The 17,604-nt window shown below is 57.7% G+C and carries 13 protein-coding genes and 4 pseudogenes; 12 read left to right on the top strand and 5 right to left on the bottom strand.

Translation table 11 applies throughout. The features are described from left to right. Positions 1-131: 131 nt before the first annotated feature. The 9 genes and pseudogenes from NBH21_RS23980 (at position 132) to NBH21_RS23940 (ending at position 7,723) form a co-directional block, all read left to right on the top strand. Positions 132-1,010, top strand: a complete 879-nt coding sequence (locus NBH21_RS23980) for a carbohydrate ABC transporter permease (RefSeq protein WP_250913778.1) — start codon at positions 132-134, stop codon at positions 1,008-1,010. Further along, positions 1,007-1,840, top strand: a complete 834-nt coding sequence (locus tag NBH21_RS23975; protein ID WP_250913779.1) for a carbohydrate ABC transporter permease — start codon at positions 1,007-1,009, stop codon at positions 1,838-1,840. Before NBH21_RS23980 ends, NBH21_RS23975 begins: the two co-directional genes overlap by 4 nt. 4 nt (positions 1,841-1,844) lie before the next feature. After that, a complete protein-coding gene (locus NBH21_RS23970; protein WP_129330130.1) occupies positions 1,845-2,048 on the top strand; it encodes a DUF2160 family membrane protein in 204 nt (67 codons plus the stop codon). Positions 2,049-2,052: 4 nt separating this feature from the next. Continuing rightward, entirely contained in the window at positions 2,053-3,093 is a 1,041-nt protein-coding gene (locus NBH21_RS23965; protein ID WP_250913780.1) for an NAD(P)-dependent alcohol dehydrogenase, read from the top strand. Between the two features lie 122 nt (positions 3,094-3,215). After that, positions 3,216-4,286, top strand: a complete 1,071-nt coding sequence (locus NBH21_RS23960) for an ABC transporter ATP-binding protein (RefSeq protein WP_250913781.1) — start codon at positions 3,216-3,218, stop codon at positions 4,284-4,286. A 25-nt stretch (positions 4,287-4,311) separates the two neighbouring features. Next, entirely contained in the window at positions 4,312-5,040 is a 729-nt protein-coding gene (locus NBH21_RS23955) for an SDR family oxidoreductase (protein WP_250913782.1), read from the top strand. 22 nt (positions 5,041-5,062) lie between these two features. Beyond that, a complete protein-coding gene (locus NBH21_RS23950) occupies positions 5,063-5,791 on the top strand; it encodes an SDR family oxidoreductase (protein ID WP_250913783.1) in 729 nt (242 codons plus the stop codon). A gap of 31 nt (positions 5,792-5,822) precedes the next feature. After that, a pseudogene (locus NBH21_RS23945) lies at positions 5,823-6,194 on the top strand (integrase core domain-containing protein); the annotation flags it as partial. Positions 6,195-6,508: 314 nt separating this feature from the next. Next, the gene (locus NBH21_RS23940; protein WP_250913784.1) at positions 6,509-7,723 is read left to right on the top strand and encodes a GGDEF domain-containing protein; all 1,215 of its coding nucleotides are present in this window, start codon (positions 6,509-6,511) and stop codon (positions 7,721-7,723) included. Positions 7,724-7,848: 125 nt separating this feature from the next. Here NBH21_RS23940 and NBH21_RS23935 read toward each other — a convergent pair. The 4 genes and pseudogenes from NBH21_RS23935 to NBH21_RS23915 form a co-directional block, all read right to left on the bottom strand. After that, positions 7,849-7,989, bottom strand: a pseudogene (locus NBH21_RS23935) (IS6 family transposase); the annotation flags it as partial. A gap of 82 nt (positions 7,990-8,071) precedes the next feature. Then, entirely contained in the window at positions 8,072-11,032 is a 2,961-nt protein-coding gene (locus NBH21_RS23930) for an autotransporter family protein (RefSeq protein ID WP_250913785.1), read from the bottom strand. A 2,170-nt stretch (positions 11,033-13,202) separates the two neighbouring features. After that, positions 13,203-13,430: an ArsR/SmtB family transcription factor gene (locus tag NBH21_RS23925; protein ID WP_280924923.1), complete on the bottom strand. Its 228-nt coding sequence runs from the start codon at positions 13,428-13,430 to the stop codon at positions 13,203-13,205. A gap of 495 nt (positions 13,431-13,925) precedes the next feature. Continuing rightward, positions 13,926-14,109, bottom strand: a pseudogene (locus NBH21_RS23915) (IS5/IS1182 family transposase); the annotation flags it as partial. Positions 14,110-14,117: 8 nt separating this feature from the next. Here NBH21_RS23915 and NBH21_RS23910 point away from each other — a divergent pair. The 3 genes and pseudogenes from NBH21_RS23910 to NBH21_RS23900 form a co-directional block, all read left to right on the top strand. Continuing rightward, a pseudogene (locus tag NBH21_RS23910) lies at positions 14,118-14,255 on the top strand (IS5/IS1182 family transposase); the annotation flags it as partial. A 303-nt stretch (positions 14,256-14,558) separates the two neighbouring features. Continuing rightward, complete coding sequence (locus NBH21_RS23905; protein WP_250913787.1) at positions 14,559-15,443, top strand: LysR family transcriptional regulator; 885 nt, start codon at positions 14,559-14,561, stop codon at positions 15,441-15,443. Between the two features lie 96 nt (positions 15,444-15,539). Then, positions 15,540-15,779: an IS110 family transposase gene (locus NBH21_RS23900; protein ID WP_250913788.1), complete on the top strand. Its 240-nt coding sequence runs from the start codon at positions 15,540-15,542 to the stop codon at positions 15,777-15,779. Positions 15,780-15,920: 141 nt separating this feature from the next. On the opposite strand, the gene NBH21_RS23895 is transcribed toward NBH21_RS23900, so the two are convergent. Further along, positions 15,921-16,793: a LysR family transcriptional regulator gene (locus tag NBH21_RS23895; RefSeq protein ID WP_250913789.1), complete on the bottom strand. Its 873-nt coding sequence runs from the start codon at positions 16,791-16,793 to the stop codon at positions 15,921-15,923. Positions 16,794-17,604 lie beyond the last annotated feature (811 nt).

Raw genomic sequence — 17,604 nt, 5'->3', positions numbered from 1 at the left:
GAGACCGCGCCTCCCAGCGGTTGGCGGCCGCCTTCACCAAGGTGGCCGCCTCTTTCCTCTCGGTAGGTTGCGGGCTTTTTCGCAAAGCCGGTGGTCGAATTCATTCCAATAACGATCTGACGGAGCGTAGGATGAAACAATCCAACATCGGATGGCTGTTTCTAGCGCCAGCCACCCTAATCCTGTTCGTTGTCGGGTTCATTCCCTTCATCTACATACTTTATGTTGGCTTCTTCGACTGGAACACCAATGCGGTCGACCCGACGCTGCGCTGGGCCGGCCTCCAGAACTATCGCAACCTTGTTTTTGACGCGACGTTCCTCAACTCGCTTGCGCGCACCCTGGTCTTTGCATTCTTCGTCGTCGTCAGCGAACTGTTGCTCGGCTATGTGCTGGCCCGCGCGCTGATGGCGGACCGCCTGTGGGGCCGGCAGTTCTTCCGCACGATCCACACATTGCCCATCGTTGTCGCGCCCATCGCAGTCGGCGCGACCTGGCGGCTGCTTTGCGTGCCCGGCTTCGGCATCGTGCCCTATTATCTGAAACTGTGGTTCGGGATCGATTACAACATCTCGACCAATGCCTACCACGCCTTCGCTACGGCCATCATCATGGACCTGTGGCACTGGACCCCCTTCATCACGCTGTCGCTGATGGCCGGGCTGACCGCCTTGCCGAAGGAACCGCTCGAGCAGGCCCAGATCGACGGCGGCAACAAGCTGCAGATTTTCTGGTACGTGATCGTTCCGATGTTGAAGCCTGTGCTCCTCACAACCGTGTTCATCCGGTTGATGGATGCGCTGCGCTCCGTCGATGAAATCTGGATGCTGACCAAGGGTGGTCCGGCCGAGGCAACCCGGTTCATCGGACTTCATATCTGGATCAACGTCTTTCCGAAGACTGACTACGGCTACGGCGCGGCAATGTCGCTGCTAACGCTCTACGTCACGATCGTTCTGAGCTGGCTGCTGTTCGTCGCCATGACCGGCCGCAAGGGAGGTGTGCAATGAGACGCTCCGGCTTAGGCTCCTTCATCCTCTGGATATGCCTCACTATTCTGACACTGCTTCCGGTGTGGTGGATGCTCGTTGTTTCGATGCGTCCGCGCGTGAAGCTCTATTCCAAGTCGTTCCTCATCGACGATTTCTATTGGAACAACTTCCTGGCGGTGCTGAACAGCTCGACGTTCCTGCAGTATCTCTGGAATTCGATGATCGTGGCGACCTCGAACGCAGCGCTGGTCTGTGCGCTCGGTCTGCTCGCAGCGTTCGGCCTGTCGCGTTACAAGATCAGCGGCGGTGACAACGTGTTTTTCTGGCTCATCACCAACCGCATGGCGCCTCCTGCCGTGTTTCTGCTGCCGCTCTTTCTCCTGTTCACCAAGTGGTTCGTGTTCGGCGATTTCATGCTCTTCGACACCAAGACCGGCCTGATCCTGCTCTATTGCGTCTTCAATCTGCCGTTCGCCATCTGGCTGTTGAAGGGCATGCTCGACGGCATTCCGCTGGAGCTTGACGAAGCGGCGCGGGTCGACGGGGCGACAACCTCGCAGGTGCTGACCCACGTCATCCTGCCGCTGGCGCGGCCTGGCCTGGCCGTCACCTTCATCCTGACCTGGATTTTCGCCTGGAACGAGTACCTGTTCGCAGCGACCCTGACGTCGTCGGCCGACGCCAGAACAGTGACGACGGCGCTCGCCGAATATGTCTCGGTAACCGGAACGAACTGGGGCGAGATGGCGGCGATGGCGTTCCTGACCACGCTCCCGGCCCTGATCGTGCTCGGCTTTGTCCAGAAGCACATCGTGACCGGCCTCACCTTTGGTGCACTGAAAGGGTAAGACGATGGCTGGCATTCAATCCCAGAAAACCGAACGAGACGGCTTCCTGCCGATCCGAACCAATGGCTTCGACAGGGGCTTTATCTCCGTCGTGATCCTGATCCTGGTGCATCTTCTATGGATGCGTTTCCTCGAAAGCGTGCTGCCCCTGTGGGTGGCAACGGTGCTCTGCCTGGCTCTGGCCGGCTTCATTATCCGCAAAGGCTGAAGACATGAGATCGGTCGTACTCGAACGTAAAGACGAACTGCGCATTCGCGACCTGGACCCGAAGGAATCGCTCGGGCCTACAGACGTGCGCATCGCAATCAAAACCGTCGGCGTCTGCGGATCGGACGTTCACTATTACACACACGGTGCGATCGGCCCCTTCGTTGTGCGCGAGCCGATGATACTCGGCCATGAAGCCGCCGGCATCATCGAAGAGGTCGGCAGCGCGGTCGAAAACCTGAAAGTGGGCGACCGCGTTTGCATGGAGCCCGGTATCCCCGACCCTAACAGTCGCGCCTCGCGGCTCGGTCTTTACAATCTCGATCCTGCAGTACGGTTCTGGGCGACGCCGCCGGTGCATGGCGTGCTGAGGCCAAGCGTGGTTCACCCGGCCGCCTTCACCTTCAAGCTTCCGGACAATGTTTCCTACGCCGCCGGCGCCATGGTCGAGCCGCTGGCCGTGGGCTTCCACGCTGTCTCCAAGGCAAGGCTGACGCCCGGGGCGATCGCACTGGTCACGGGTGCCGGGCCTATCGGCATGGTGACAGCGATCGCGGCGCTGTCGGCGGGTTGTGCCAGAGTTATCGTCACTGACGTCGTCGACGAGAAGCTTGCCGTGGCGCGCAAGCTCGGCCCTGCCATCGTGACCGTCAATGTGCGCTCGCAAGACCTGAAGAGTATCATCGCCCGGGAAACCGAGGGCTGGGGCGTCGATGTCGTCTTCGAATGTTCCGGTGCGGCTGACGTCGTCGCAGACACGGTTCACCATGCCTGCCCCGGCGGCGCCATCGTCTTTGTTGGCATGCCCGTGAAGCCGGTCCTGTTCGATGTCGTCATCGCCCAGACCAAGGAACTGCGCGTCGAACACGTGTTCCGTTATGCCCATGTCTACCCGCGCATCGTCGCGCTTCTGGGGTCGAACCAGATCAATGTCGATGCGCTGATCACCGATACCTATGCCTTCGAGGATTCCATCGAAGCGTTCGACTATGCGGTGCGGCCGAAGCCGTCCTCCGTCAAGATCCAGATCGAGCTTGGGACCTGAGATGGAGCAGCGGACGTTGGATCACAGTAGCGAAGGCAGGACAGAAGCCATGCTGAAGCTGTCCGTTCACCCATCCCAAATGATCGGCGGCCATGCTGCCACAACTGACTGAGGATTGACAGATGGCGACGATCGAGCTCGACCAGGTCGACAAGTATTACGGCTCCTATCACGCACTGCGCAAGATCTCGTTCGACATAGCGGACGGTGAGTTCGTCGTGCTGGTCGGCCCCTCCGGTTGCGGCAAGTCCACATTGCTGCGATCCCTTGCCGGCCTCGAGGAGATCACCGGCGGCACGATCAAGCTTGGCGGACAACGCGTCGACAACATCGCCGCCAAGGATCGTGACGTGGCGATGGTGTTCCAGAACTACGCGCTCTATCCGCATATGACCGTTCGGGAGAACATGGCCTTCGCATTGAAACTGCGTGGCGATAATCTCGTGGACCGCAACGCAAAGGTCGACAAGGCTGCCGAGATGTTGCGACTTACGCCCTATCTCGAGCGATATCCTAAGGCCCTGTCGGGCGGCCAACGGCAGCGTGTTGCCATGGGGCGCGCGATGGTTCGCAGCCCAAAGGCGTTCTTTTTCGACGAGCCTCTGTCAAACTTGGACGCCGCGTTGCGAGTGGATATGCGTTCGGAGATCAAGGCTCTCCATCAGCGCCTCGGCGCTACGTCCGTGTATGTCACGCACGACCAGATTGAAGCCATGACCATGGCGGACCGCATTGTCGTCCTGCGCGACGGCAAGGTAGAGCAGATCGGGGCGCCGCTGGAGCTTTACGACAGGCCAGCGAATACCTTCGTCGCCGGCTTCATCGGATCGCCGGCGATGAACATGCTACCGGCCAAGATCGATCTCTTGTCGAACTCGGCTCGGCTCGCGGACGGTTCGATCTTGCCCCTTCCACAAGGCATGCAGGTAACTGAGGGCCAGGACGTGATATACGGGGTCCGTCCCGACCAATGGATACTGGCGGGTAGTGACGTGGGCGCCCCCGCGACTGTCGAATTGATCGAGCCGACGGGGGCCGAGATTCTCTTGGCAGCCCAATTGGCGGGCCAGCGGATCCTGTGCGCCTTTCGCGAGCGCCACGCGCTGAAGCCGGGCGACACGATACGGCTCGCCGTCGATCCTTCCGCGGCTCATGTGTTCGACAAGCAAACCGACCAAAGAATCGTGTTCTGAGCTAGAGGCATTGGGAGGACCAACCATGTCGGACTTTACAGGGAAGACGATCATCATAACGGGTGCCGGCAAGGGCATCGGCCGCGCCTGCGTCGAGCTTTTCACCCAGCGAGGCGCGAGAATCGTCGCCATGTCGCGCTCGCAGGCCGATCTGGACGATCTGGCGGAGACGTTCGGCGCGACCGTGATATCAGTGGATCTCGCCGACAATGCAGCAGCACGCGCCGCCATGAAGAAGGCGGGGCCTGCCGACGCACTGATCAATTGCGCGGGAACAAACGTGCTCGAAAGCGTTATCGATATGACAGAGGCGGGCTATGAGCAGGTCCTCGGCATTAATCTGCGGGCCGCGCTGATTTGTGCGCAGGAATTTGCCCGGGCCCGCATTGCCAACGGCGGTGGCGGTACGATCGTGAATGTGACCTCAATCGCCGGACATCGTGGTTTCGTGGACCACGTGGCTTACGCCGCTTCCAAGGCCGGACTGGAAGGCGCGACCCGTGTGATGGCCAAGGAACTTGGCGCCTATGGCATCCGCGTCAATGCAGTGGCACCGACGGTAACGATGACAGAGCTTGCCGCGAAGGCATGGTCCGAACCGTCGAAACGTGACCCCATGCTTGTCCGCCACCCGATGAAACGCTTCGCCGAGGTCGACGATGTCGCCCGATCGATCGCAATGCTCGTTTCAGAGGACGCGCCCATGATCAGTGGCGCTGTCCTGCCAGTCGATGGCGGTTTCCTTTCTGTCTGAGAATCCAGAGGTGAGAAACAAGATGACAAATTCACTCCAAGGAAAGATCGCTACGGTCACAGGCGCAGCATCCGGTATCGGACTGGCAACGACCCGCGCCCTGGTCGATGCCGGCGCTAAGGTCGTGATGGTGGACTACAACAGAGAGGCGCTTGCAACATACGCTGCCGAGTTTGGCAAAGCCGTCGTCACGCAGGTCACCGATCTTCTGGAGCCCGCCAGTTGCGCGGCCATGGTGCCGGAAATCCTCGCAAAGGTCGGTCACGTCGATATCCTGCACTGCAATGCAGGGTCCTACATTGGCGGGGATCTCATCGAGACCGATACCGCGACAATGGATCGGATGCTCAATCTCAACGTGAACGCCGTCATGAAGAACGTCCGCGACATCGCTCCGCATATGATTGAGCGTGGAACAGGGGACATCCTGGTCACCTGCTCCGTAGCCGGCCACGCGCCGATCCAATGGGAGCCGGTCTATTCCAGCTCCAAATGGGCAATTACCAGTTTCGTCCAGATCATGCGTCGGCAACTGAAAAGCCACGGCATAAGGGTGGGCCAGGTCTCGCCTGGCCCTGTGGTTTCCGCTCTGCTTGCCGATTGGCCCGCGGAGAACCTTGAGAAGGCAAAAGCCAATGGGAGCCTGATCGAGCCCACGGAAGTCTCTGATGCCATCATCTTCATGTTGACCCGCCCGCGAAACGTCACGATCCGGGACATGATTATCCTGCCGACAAATTTCGACGTGTAGGAAAGGAAATCAAGCCGCTGCAGGAGCTCAATTCCGGGTTTCACACGTTGTACAAACCTTGGAACGGATGTGCCGGAAAGTCGGCTATCCGAAGACGATCCGTGTGGACCAGGGGACGGAGTTCGTGTCCCGCGATCTTGACCTTTGGGCCTACGCAAAAGGCATCGTCCTGGACTTCTCACGGCCGAGAAAGCCGACCGACAATGCCTTCATTGAGGCCTTCAACGGTCGCTTCCGAGCGGAATGCCTGAACCAGCATTGGTTCCTGACCCTTGCGGATGCCCGCGAAAAGATGGAGGGTTGGCGTAGATACTACAACGAGGAGCGGCCTCATGGTGCGATCGGCAACAAGGTTCCGATCTCGTTGGTGAATTCGGGGGGCGCAACCAGCCCGCCTCCCTGAAACAAGCCGGAAAACTCTAGCCTCCGGCGATCCAACGTTTGGGAGCGGTTCACAAGCCTAGGCTCTAATCGCAGCCGGATGAAACTTCAGTGGCAGGTCAAATCCGATGCTCTAGCCGCGCCATCTGGCCTTCGCTCAGCGGGAACAAATCACCCATCGCGCTTCCACCATCTCGACACCGTTTAATAGGCCCTGAGCCTAGCTGATTCAAGTCGAGCTATTTCCTTTCCGCTTTACCAAGCCTTTTTTTGTATGAAGCGATCGAGCAAGTGAACATAGCAGGGACGAACACAACAGCCCCCGGACAGAATTAGATGGATGCTGCGATTATCAGGGCCACGCTCCAGTTGGTCATCCCCGGAATTTTGTTGATTTTCGGGGTTTCGTTTATCTGCACCTGGTTGATTGACCGCAAGCACCACTATCTTCTGCTTCTGGCGAGCGCTTGCGTTTTTTTTGCCTTGGGAGCCGCATCACAGACATTCGGTTGGCCATCTGGAGTGGGACCGAATGCCGTTGTTTCGGGCGCTATCTATACAGCGGCCGTTGTGACCGCCGCTGAGGGCCTTTTAATGCGGTCGGGCAAGACGTTCGGCTTCCTCGTGGACACCGTTATAATCTGTGGGTTCACGGTCCTTTTGGCGTATTTCTTCTACGTCGACAGGAATCTGCTTGTGCGGATCTATATACAAAATTTCGGATACGGCTTTGTCCTTTTGGTCACTGCCTTGCGTTTGTCTACGCTAGCGCGGGGCCGTCTCGTGGACAGGGTCTTGTTCTGTATTTTGCTAGTTTTCTCCGTACAGTTTTTCCCTCGGACCTTACTCACAATAGGGTTTTCAGCTCCCGTAGGAACAGCTGCGTTCGCGAACTCGATCTTCTGGCAGGCTCTACAGCTCTCCTTTGCCGTGCTGGGAGCAAGTCTTGCCATGGCGATCCTAGCCGTTGCGGTCGCTGATGTTATCGATGACCTGCGGCTCCAGCGCGACGTTGATCATTTGACGGGCGTCTTCAACCGTCGCAGCTTCGAGGAACGAATAGCCGATTATCTGCGCAAAGGCCAACACGCGTTGCTTCTGTGCGACATCGACAGGTTCAAGTCCATCAATGACAAGCACGGTCATGCCGTTGGTGATATTGTGCTGAAGGCCGTGGCGCGAGAGTTGGAACAGTGCGTGGGCAAAGGCGGCGTCGTCGGGCGGTTAGGCGGCGAGGAATTCGCAGTGTTCCTTCCAAATACCGGGGAAGCGCAGGAATGCGCGGAACGATTGAGATTGGCAATCCAGTCTTGTGAATTCACAGAGCTGGATCTCGGGCCAGTAACAGCAAGCTTCGGTGCAGGCGTGCTGATCGCCGATGAATCCTGGGCAGCGCTTTACAAGAGAGTTGATGCGCTGCTCTACGAAGCAAAGCGGAGCGGCCGCAACCGTACCGTATCCGATAATTCGCCCACCTCCTCGTCCATCGACGTTACCGCAGGTACCTCGTTCAGTCCCGGCGCCTTGTCCCGCGTGAACCGGCCTGCTTAGGCGTCGGGATTAGTCGCGGAACCGACATGGGCAAAAGAGTTTTCATCAGCCCTCGATCGGCAAGCTGACCTCGCGCCAAGTCGTAACGGCGTTGGTATTGTCGCACTGACTTAAGCGCAGCATGCCCGCTCTGGTCGGCGTACAGGAAGGGGGGAATTCTCAGCGCGATTGTTGAGCCCTTTGTGCGAGCGATGTTCAATGCTCGGCACCAGCTGCGCATTTGCGGCCGAGAAGGAGCGCAGCTTGTCCGACACCATCACCCGCGGGAATCGCGGTCCGTCAGCCAAATTTAAAGACACGGGTGAAGTCCGGCGGTGATCGCCGCTCGTGCCTTGCCCGATCTTCGGTCTACCACTTGAGCCTGAGGCCGATGGTACCGGTGAAGCGATAGCTGTCTGCGAGGTTGTCGAAGCCCGTTGCGGCACTGAGCTCCCCATAGACGGAGTATTTGTCGTCAGCCCAGTTGTAGGAGCCGCCGATGCCGATCTCACCCGTCCACCGGTCCGTCTGGCTGACCAGCGACGTGCCCGACACCATGACGGTCGAGCCGTCGCCGAACTCCCGATAGACATTGGCGATCCCGTAGAGGTGTGTGCGACGCAGGTCGCCGTCCTCACCCTTCCACATATGGTCCCGTTCCACCGAAAACCCGAGACGGCCGCGCAGGCTGTCCCCGTCGTCGAGCGACACCAGCTCCCCGTTCGGGCCAATGAGGCTGTCGAAGTCCACCGACGAATAGACCAGCTGCGCCTGCGGCGTCACCGTCCAGTCGCCCGAAATGCCGATCCGCTTGCCCGCCTCGATGCTCAGCGCATAGCCCGTAGCATCATTGCCCTTCACGAGACGGCCGAGCCGGTCGGAATTGAGATTGCTGTCATACCAAGTGAACTGGCCCTGACCGTCGACATAGAAGCCGTTCTCTCCATACCAGGTCAGGTTCGCCCCCAGCCCGTAGCCATCCGTCGACAGGATGCCGTCACCGTAAACGGACGACACATCCGTGAACGCGCGCCCGTAATGCGCCGTCACACCCCCAACCAGCTTGCCGTTCTCGCTCTCCGAGAGAACCCCATCGAGACCCGCCTGCAGCCGCCAGAGATCCGTGTCGTACTCCGCTCCCGTCGTCGAACGGTACGGCTCTACATGGCTGTGCGACGCCTCGATCCGGCCCCAGATCGCCTGGTCCTCGATCGTCGCGGGACCACGGCCGCCCTTCTCCGCATAGTAGTCTGCCTTCTCTCCCTCCACCGTGCAGCGGAAGTTCTGCGACGCATCCTTGCAGAACACCGTCTCCGCAGGGGCTAGCTGGTCCTCGCTGCGCCAGTACCGGTTCCCGACGCGCTGCTGTAGCGTCGGAAGACCGTTCAGCGCAAGCAGAGCCTGCGGATAGACCTCGTAGACCGACGCCGCAGGCTGGTAGTGCGTCGCAAGGTACCAGCCGCCACCAATCAGATCGAGGTCGTAATGATAGGCCCCGCTCGTGATCGGGCCGCCGGCAAGCATGAAGTCGCCCGCCTTCGTCGTCCCCGTCACGTCCACCACCAGAACGTCATCCCCGTTCGCCGAACCGGACGTCACATCATTGACGACCAGAACCGTCGGGCTGCCCACAACGTCGCCCTTGATCACGAGAAGGTCGCTCGACGCCGTCGCGAAGTTCACATCCACCAGAAGCTGGCCGTTCGCGCCCGCATAGTCGCCGCCGACCGTGAACGTATCCCCGACGGCTCCGTCCCCCGTCGTGATGATGCCGGCATTCGTAACGTTGCCCGTCACGCTGTAGACGCCCAAACCGCCACCCGTGCCGATAAAGGCCGAGCCCGATGCGATCGACAGGTTGCCGTCGAGCTTCAGCGCATCGAGTGCTTCGAGATTGCCGCCATCCATCAGGTATAAACCCGTGCCATCCTCGCCCGCCGTCCCCACCGACCACGCGCCGTCGGCAATCGTCAGCTGACCGCCGGACACCGCCGCCACTTCCCAGTTGACGATGTTCGACCCGTTCGCCGTCACCGTAAGACCCGAAAGCGTCAGCCGGTCGATGAACCCGTCCGCACTCGACGTATCGTCGCCGCCGCCCAGCTTCTGGCTGCCGTCATAGCTCGACGACTTCACAGAGGCTGTGTCCGAGCCGATCTCGCCGTCGAATGAGCCCAGCGTGCCGCTCGTCCAGGTGAAGGTATCGTCGCCCGTGCCCCCGGTGATCGCGTTCGTCACCGTCGCACCGGCAAGCGTGATCAGGTCGTTGCCCGCGCCGCCCGCGACCGCATTCGCCGTGCCGGACAACAGGTTGATCGTGTCGTTGCCATCACCGCCGCCGACCGTCCCCACGGCCGTCGCCCCGTTCAGCACGATCCGGTCATCGCCGACATTGCCCAGAACATCGCCTGTGACCGTTCCGCCCAGAACCCAGATCTGATCGTCGCCGAGATCGCCGTCGACACCGCCGACCGAACCCGTCGTGTTGATCGTGATCAGGTCGCCCGTATCGGAGGCCGAACTCATGTCCGCCCCGTCACCGCCGCCCCGCACGATCCCGCTCACGGTCGCATCACCGTCGACCAGGATCATATCCGTCTCGCCTGCGCCTTCCAGGTCACCCGTCACGACGCCGCCCGTCGTCACCGTCAGCGTATCCGGCGTCACGCAACCCAGAACACTGCCGGACGCACCGCTTACCGTCTGGTTGTCGCTGCACACACTCGTCAAAAACCAGTCCCGGCCGATCTGCTCCAGGCTGTAGAGCCGCCCGCCCACATTCAGCGGGCCGCTCGCCAGCATGAACATGCCAGCAGGCGAACTGCCCGTCACGTCTACCATGAGCACGTCATTGCCCGTGCCCGTCGCCGTGATCGCATTCACCACGATCGTCGTGATCCCGCCCGTCACGTCCCCCGTCACAACAAGCGTGTCCGCCGCATCGGTCTGGAAATCCACGTCGAACAGAAGGCTTCCCGACCCCGAATAGCTGCCCACCGTCAGCGTGTCGCCGACAGCGCCGTCCTTCGTGTTCACCACCCCGTCGTTGACCAACACACCCGTGACCGAGTAGGCGCCCGAGCCCCCGCCCATCCCGACGAATGCTCCGTCGGACGCCACATCCCCATTGCCGGTCAGAGCGAAAGCCGTCCCACCATCGACGGTACCGCCGCCCTGGATCAAGAGGCCGGTCCCGGCATCTGAACCGGTCGTCAACGCGTTATCAGAGAAAGACAGGAGACTACCGTCGACGACAACGTTTTCCCAGTTTGTGAGATTGGCACCGGTCACCGTCGCGGTGATCCCTGAGAAGGTTAACGTGTCAATCATGCCATCAGCGGTCGAAAGATCATCGCCACCGTCGAATGAAAAACTCGGATCAAAATTTTGTGTGTAAACAGTCGCTCCGTCAGAGCCATCGCCCAGACCGAACCGCCCTTGGAAAACGCCATCATACCAGCTGAAACTATCGTCGGCGCCGGCCAAATACACATCGCCGATGATGCTGCCAGAATAGAGGTTTAGAATATCCTCCGACAACGCATTCCACGAGCCGATGGCGTAGTTGCCAGCCTCCGTCGGATTGTTGATTTTGATTGTCCCATAGTTGTTTATGAGAGTTCCGTTGGTATCCAGCGACGCCGCAATGTCGTCAGCCAAAACTGTAGCCGCTGCTGAATTATTCAGCGTGAACAGCGCATTCGAACGCACCGAAAAGGCAGCCTGATATCCTTGGATCAGTCCATTATTATCGAATGTCGTAGCACCGAGATAGGCCGCGGGCGCGAGAGCAAGCTCAACCGCAAAGTTGCTACCGCCAAGACTATAAGCTATAATTGCGCCGTCATTCAAAACATAAAGGCTACTGACCAGTCCGCCACCGTTGTTGGAAAGCGCGTCTGATGAGGAGCTCGCCCCGCCGCCGTTATTGACTACGGAAGCGCCGTTCAGAATATGAATCTTGATATCGGCTCCCGACGGGGACGGAAAACTTCCGTAAGGATGAACTCCGCCGTTCGCGCTCGACATATATGTTAAGTATGAAGACACGCTTGTGTCGTAATATAGCCCCTGCCGCCAGTTCCAGCCAGAACATTCAAACGTATCTCCAACGGGCGCACAATTTGCATAAACAATATCCGGCGCAGCAACAGCTCCGATGCCAAGAAAACCGAGAAACGTTGTTGAACGAAGGCGATTTTTCATGGTTTTCAAGATATTCTCCACTATGAAATAGCCACTACTTAGGAAACGTCCGCAGATGGGTGATTGCGTGGCCACGCAAAGGTCGAGGGCGGGAATAGATGTAGCGTCGCCTCAATAGGGCGCGCGTCGGAAGCTCGGTTAGGCGCCGCGATCATTGCCCCTGCGCGACACCCTTGCTTGCTGGTGCCGCGAAAGACAGGAAGGAGCGTGAGCGCAATCGCGGGGACTAACGATCCGACGACTGCAGAAATCGCCCAGCCGAACGCCGCGCGAAGCGCATCGACGCTCCCTCCAATTGGGCATCCGTCCATCGCATGAAGATATGTTCGCGGATCGCATTCAGCATTTATCCCGTCATAAGTCCCTCCAAAAGCGCGAAGCTGCATGCTCGGCAGGACGCAGCACAGCATTCACGCGATAGAGAGGAGGAGGTCGCCGCTTATTGGCAAATAAGCGAAGTGAAGATCCTGCAGGTTACAGACGCAGGGGGACAATCCCGGCTCAAGAGCAGCCGGAGAAGAGCCACACGGAAGCAATAGACGTTGAGCATTCCGCAATTTTCTCTTAGGCTATTTTTATTCTGCCATTTCTCCCCTCGATCTCCCCAATACTGGTCCGACCTCCCCAAATATTGACAACCTTCGACCTATCTGGAGAAATTCCCATCTTCGCCGGCCACAGCGGAGGTCGGGGCAGGAAGACGATATGGGTGGCAGGCGTGCCGAGGCCGAAGGGGTAATCGCCGGGAGCAGCATCGCCCCTCATCTAAACTGAGTGCGGGCAAATTTCGGCCTTACTTCCAAAGCTTACCGCTCTGGTGGCCTCATTGTTCGGCAAAGTCTCTCAAAGGTCGGGTTCAGGTCGCACGATTCGGACGACCAACTTAAGCTCGTAACGGGCTGGCACCGGATCTATTCACAAGAACGCGTCCTCATTGCTTGCGGTCACATCCGCAGGATTTGAAGTAGATGAGCGCTCCCCAAGGCTCGAACACAAGGGCGAACAGAACCTCCGGCCGGGTCGGTGTTCAGCATCGAATTCGAACCTGACGCAGTCATCGTTGATTGACACCCCTTCTGAAACATCGTGTTTCGCCAACACAAATGGATCTTGCAGCTTAATGATCAACCACTCGCCAGCGGCTTCACATTTTCATCATGGGTACACTCTTCGGTCCGCTGCGCATCCGAACCAGACCGTCGCGGTCACAGAGCAGACCGTGGAACGAAGGCTTCGCCAATCCTATCAACCCGCTAACCTACGATGCGGTTCCTGAGTAGCTTTCCACAGAAAATCAGTAATCATCAAGCACACGGAGTATCTCCTTCGCCTTCGGCGAAATGAATGAATAATAGACAATCTGTTTGTCGCGTCGCGTATCTACAAGCCCAGCCTCTCGTAGCTTCGACAAATGCTGTGACGCCGCAGATTGACTGAGTGTTACTTTCCTTCCGAGTTCTCCGGCTGAAATTTCACCATCTCGCAAAACACGAAGTATGGCTAGACGCCTTGGATTTGCCATGGCCGCAAGCAATATCTCCTCGCCCACATCACTTCTTGGTTGCTTGATCACTGTCTATTTCCCCAATCCGTCGCGCCATGAATGCCTCGATAGCGCCACCGGTCAAGGATGACCGCGTCTGCTAACGTCACAAAAGAGTCGCATTACATCTCGTCAGGATACCGCTGCAGCTGACGAAGGATCATCTTGTTGCCTGTTTCCTGCAATCCGAAATCACATCCAACCGAACGCTAATACGCAAATAACGGACAGGCGACCATAACTGGGGGCGTCGCATTGGTTTGCCCTGACGCAGGAGAGGCACGCCATCAGCGATTGGCGTGCTGTCGAAGGACGGCTCGCACAACGCGGCATCGACGTCTCGTTCCATACCGTCTCGGATTGGGTAGCAGAGTTCGATTTAGAATTCACTCGTCAACTCCGGCGTCGGTCGCGAGGCAACTTTGTCGACAAATGGCACATCGACGAGATGGTTGTCTTGATTAGGGCGTCGACTCATAAACGCTGACACCAGATTCTCGCGGCGACGAGTTTTACGGCGAACCCATAGTTTTCGGGGTGTTTGTCGTATCGGATTTCAATACCACGGAACTGCTTGATCCTGTTAAAGAAACGCTCCACGAGCGTTCCGCTGCCTGCAAACCCAGCGCACGACCGCGAAAGTGCCCTTCCGGTTGGTGCTCAGTCCGGCAGCGGAACCTCGTTGAGCGAATTTGCGACAAAATCAAATTGCTCAGAGATGTCACGAACCGGTATAATAAACACCCCGAAAACTATGGGTTCGCCGCAAAACTCGTCGACACAAGAATTTTCTGCCAAATTTAAAGATTATTAGGCCTGTTAAGCACTATATTATTTTAGAAATACTGGAAAAATAGAAGAAAATAAAAGATTAATAACAGCAATACGCTAATAACTACTACATTTTTTCAAAATGGATCCCCAAATTTATCGTGATACGATCCATCGCGCCATTCAGCCAGGGTTCAGGCAAAAAGTATATCTAATTGCAATCTGCGCCAACAAAAGCTCTCAGGTGTCGAGCATCAAATTGAGACAGCAACCTTCAGAATCGTAGTTTGGCGCATCATTCAATAAATACAGCGTTTTCTGGTGAGAAAAGAAGTAATGCGTAGCAAAGATCATTTTGGAAAATTGTCACTAGGGACCATCCGATGCGTACAGGCGGTCTTCGCTTGCAAGAGCGTGAAAGGTGCAGCCGAACGGTTGCGTCTCAGTCAACCGGCGGTGTCGCAGCACGTCGCTCGCTTCGAGAAGCTCTCAAAAATACAGGTCATCTCGCGCAGCGGCAACAGCTTCAACGTCCGCTCCGACGCGGTCGCTGGGTTGATTGCCTCGATCGTGGAGGCCGAGGATAGTCTGCGCGGGATCGCTCGTGACGAAGCCCATAGCAAACCTCGTCTCGGAATTTGCGACTATGTTGCGGCGCGCTACTGTAACGCTGTTGATCGCTGCCTAGACCTCAGCCGTGAACTTGATATTCACATTGGAAGAGCATCCAGTTTGGCGGAGATGTTCGGCAAAGGTGAACTCGACGTTGTCGTCCGCCCCCTCTTCTTCTATGAAAATGCACCAGAATTGACGACTGAGGTGCCCTTGGTTTGGGTAGGGAGGACCCTCTCGTCTATGGGAAATGAAAGTGAGCGAGACAGGCCGATCCCTGTCATCCTGGAAACCAACCAATCGCCCTACTCCCATTATGCCGAACGACTACTCGAAGAAGCGCGGACACCCTACACGATCCTCGCACGGATTGACGATCACTTGGTGCGTTCCCGATTTCTGGCCGCTGGCCTCGGTTGCACGGCCGTCCCAGAGTTTCTCTTGCGTTCGCTATCAGGGCAAGCTGCGAAGGTTTCAAGGATCCCCCGCATGGCCGCGGTGCGCTTTGGAGTTTTCCACAATAACAGAACCGTCACATTCAAATTCGCCGAGAAGATCTTCGAACGGCTTCTCATTCCGCTTATGTCCCAGAAGCTAGAGAGTGACTGACGGATGCAAGCTGGAGGGCGGAAAAGACCCCATGGTGGATAGACCGAATGGCGTACTTCATCCGCCCTCTTCTTATTTGCATAGACGAAACCACCATTGATTGCCAAGGACACGTCTCTCAGGGCCAGGTTCGATATCCTGATCTCTATCCCGGGCGTATGGCAGATCACGGCCTTGACGCTTCTCATCGAAATGCCCCGACTGGTGACCTGGATGAAAAGGCCGCAGCCGCGTTCGTTCTCCGGGCTTGCACTCACTGAGAGCCGACAATCCGGACGATGGACCGGACGCGCCTTCATCGCTGACGGCTGCGCCATCGTCTGGCAGGCACTCTAGATGTCCGCCCTCGTCAGATACCGCTTCAACCCGGACTGCAAGGCCAAATATGATCAGTTCAAAGCCACGGAAAAGGCACCGCTACGGCACAATCGAAAATGGGCCCAAAAACCGCTTGATCATAACGGATATTCTACCTGTTCAGACTACCCGATTCAGCTCTGCGCTAAGCACGTCGAAGATAGCCTCCGCCGCTTTGAAGGAGAGTGCCTTCTTATTATGAAAAAGACCAAAGCGAACTTCGGCGCTTTTGGGTACTTGAGGCAGCACAGCGATCTTGGCTGGTAGTGAAAGCATTAGAAACCTCGGGATCGCGGTACATGCGATACCAGCCGCAATGAAGTGCGAACGCACAAGATGGTCGTCCACTCTGGCAATGATATTGTACGGCGTCCGAGACTCTTGGAGTAGCCGTTCGGCGTAATAGGTGTAGGGCGACTGATTTGACTCGAGAATCACAGGCAGTGGCCGCGTGGGCTCGGTCTCCTGCGCAGTCCAGGATTCGCCAGCGCCCACCCACGCCAGCTCCACTTCGGTTCCCAACTCCGGTTCGATTTCGTGATGGAAGAGGGGCCGCACCACGACGTCGAGTTCTCCGCGTTTGAACATCTCTGCCAGATTCGCCGGGCGGCCGACACAGATCTCAAAATCACGTCCGAGGTTCTGATACTGCTCGATTGCGTAACAGTAACGTGCTGCAAGATAATCACAGATCCCAAGGCGCGGTTTCGTTCTTTGCTGACCATGCGCTATGTTCCGCAATGTGTTCTCAGCCTCGACGATTGTGGCAATCAGGTCGGCGACGGTGTCCGAACGCACAATGAAGCTATTGCCGCGACGTGTGATGATGGGAATGCCGGACAGCTTTTCGAATCGAGCGACCTGCTGGGAGACAGCCGGCTGGGTAATTCCGAGCCGTTCGGCGGCCCCAGAAACGCTTTGGCAGGCCAATACTTCCCTAACGCAGCGAATCGTGCCTAAAGACAGTCGTTCAAGAGATCCAAATTTAACCACTATACCCCCTCTGTTCCCGGCGACTGCGAGTACCTGACGTCATCCGTCATAGGCCCTCGGCTCAGTAGTTCGCTGAAGCCGAGACAGAGCTTGTTTGCTTAGATTACTTATTGGCAAATAAGTGATCGGCCTATCAGAGGTTGTCCCTTGAGGCCGTCCCAAGGATGTCGGCGTGAACCGGGGAATGCCCCTTTTGTCCTCCGGTTACCATCGCATTGCCAATCGCAAATGCGCGAGAACCGTTTCCTGGCCGTGCCGCTGTGTGGCAGAGAGCCATGTCATCCGTGCAGGCCACGTCGAGATTCTTTTTTTGAAGAGTGCTCTGCAATATTATCGAGAAATTTGGCCCCGGCGAGAGCCGAGGGGGCACCCAAAAGCAAGATGTATCATCGTAAGAATGAGTGCCAGATATTGGCACATGTACCCATCCAGATCGCAACGGCACCCGCCTCGATTTCCTTATTTGCCAATTAGCGACGTTCCGCTGTCCTATCGCAATAATTGATTTGCCGATGGAGGAACCAGTGAAGATAGCAGCGGGCGCAGATAAGCTGCCAGCACATATCTGCGAAAGCGGCGAGTACTTCGCGGGCTGTTTCGTTGCCCTTGTCAGGATGGTCTCTTTCGGCTGGTGAAACTGAGGATTGGCCTGTGAAACGTATTGTCTTCATTTGCCCACAATGACGAATCCTTGGGCATTGCCGGGGACCGCCGCGCTGTGCTGTGGGCCACGCAAATGAAGCGCAGTCTTTGAGGAGACGAGAACATGCCGGGACAGATGGTGACTACGATCACGGACTTGACAGCCGAA

Source organism: Ciceribacter sichuanensis (genome assembly GCF_024055605.1).
GTDB classification, from domain to species: Bacteria; Pseudomonadota; Alphaproteobacteria; order Rhizobiales; family Rhizobiaceae; genus Allorhizobium; species Allorhizobium sichuanense.
This window is presented reverse-complemented; position numbering and strand designations above follow the sequence as displayed.

Bases quoted from the DNA above. Each gene is read 5' to 3' on its own strand.
- NBH21_RS23980 (WP_250913778.1), top strand. From the start codon at position 132: ATGAAACAATCCAACATCGGATGGCTGTTTCTAGCGCCAGCCACCCTA.
- NBH21_RS23975 (WP_250913779.1), top strand. From the start codon at position 1,007: ATGAGACGCTCCGGCTTAGGCTCCTTCATCCTCTGGATATGCCTCACT.
- NBH21_RS23970 (WP_129330130.1), top strand. From the start codon at position 1,845: ATGGCTGGCATTCAATCCCAGAAAACCGAACGAGACGGCTTCCTGCCG.
- NBH21_RS23965 (WP_250913780.1), top strand. From the start codon at position 2,053: ATGAGATCGGTCGTACTCGAACGTAAAGACGAACTGCGCATTCGCGAC.
- NBH21_RS23960 (WP_250913781.1), top strand. From the start codon at position 3,216: ATGGCGACGATCGAGCTCGACCAGGTCGACAAGTATTACGGCTCCTAT.
- NBH21_RS23955 (WP_250913782.1), top strand. From the start codon at position 4,312: ATGTCGGACTTTACAGGGAAGACGATCATCATAACGGGTGCCGGCAAG.
- NBH21_RS23950 (WP_250913783.1), top strand. From the start codon at position 5,063: ATGACAAATTCACTCCAAGGAAAGATCGCTACGGTCACAGGCGCAGCA.
- NBH21_RS23940 (WP_250913784.1), top strand. From the start codon at position 6,509: ATGGATGCTGCGATTATCAGGGCCACGCTCCAGTTGGTCATCCCCGGA.
- NBH21_RS23930 (WP_250913785.1), bottom strand. From the start codon at position 11,032: ATGATTGACACGTTAACCTTCTCAGGGATCACCGCGACGGTGACCGGT.
- NBH21_RS23925 (WP_280924923.1), bottom strand. From the start codon at position 13,430: ATGGCAAATCCAAGGCGTCTAGCCATACTTCGTGTTTTGCGAGATGGT.
- NBH21_RS23905 (WP_250913787.1), top strand. From the start codon at position 14,559: ATGCGTAGCAAAGATCATTTTGGAAAATTGTCACTAGGGACCATCCGA.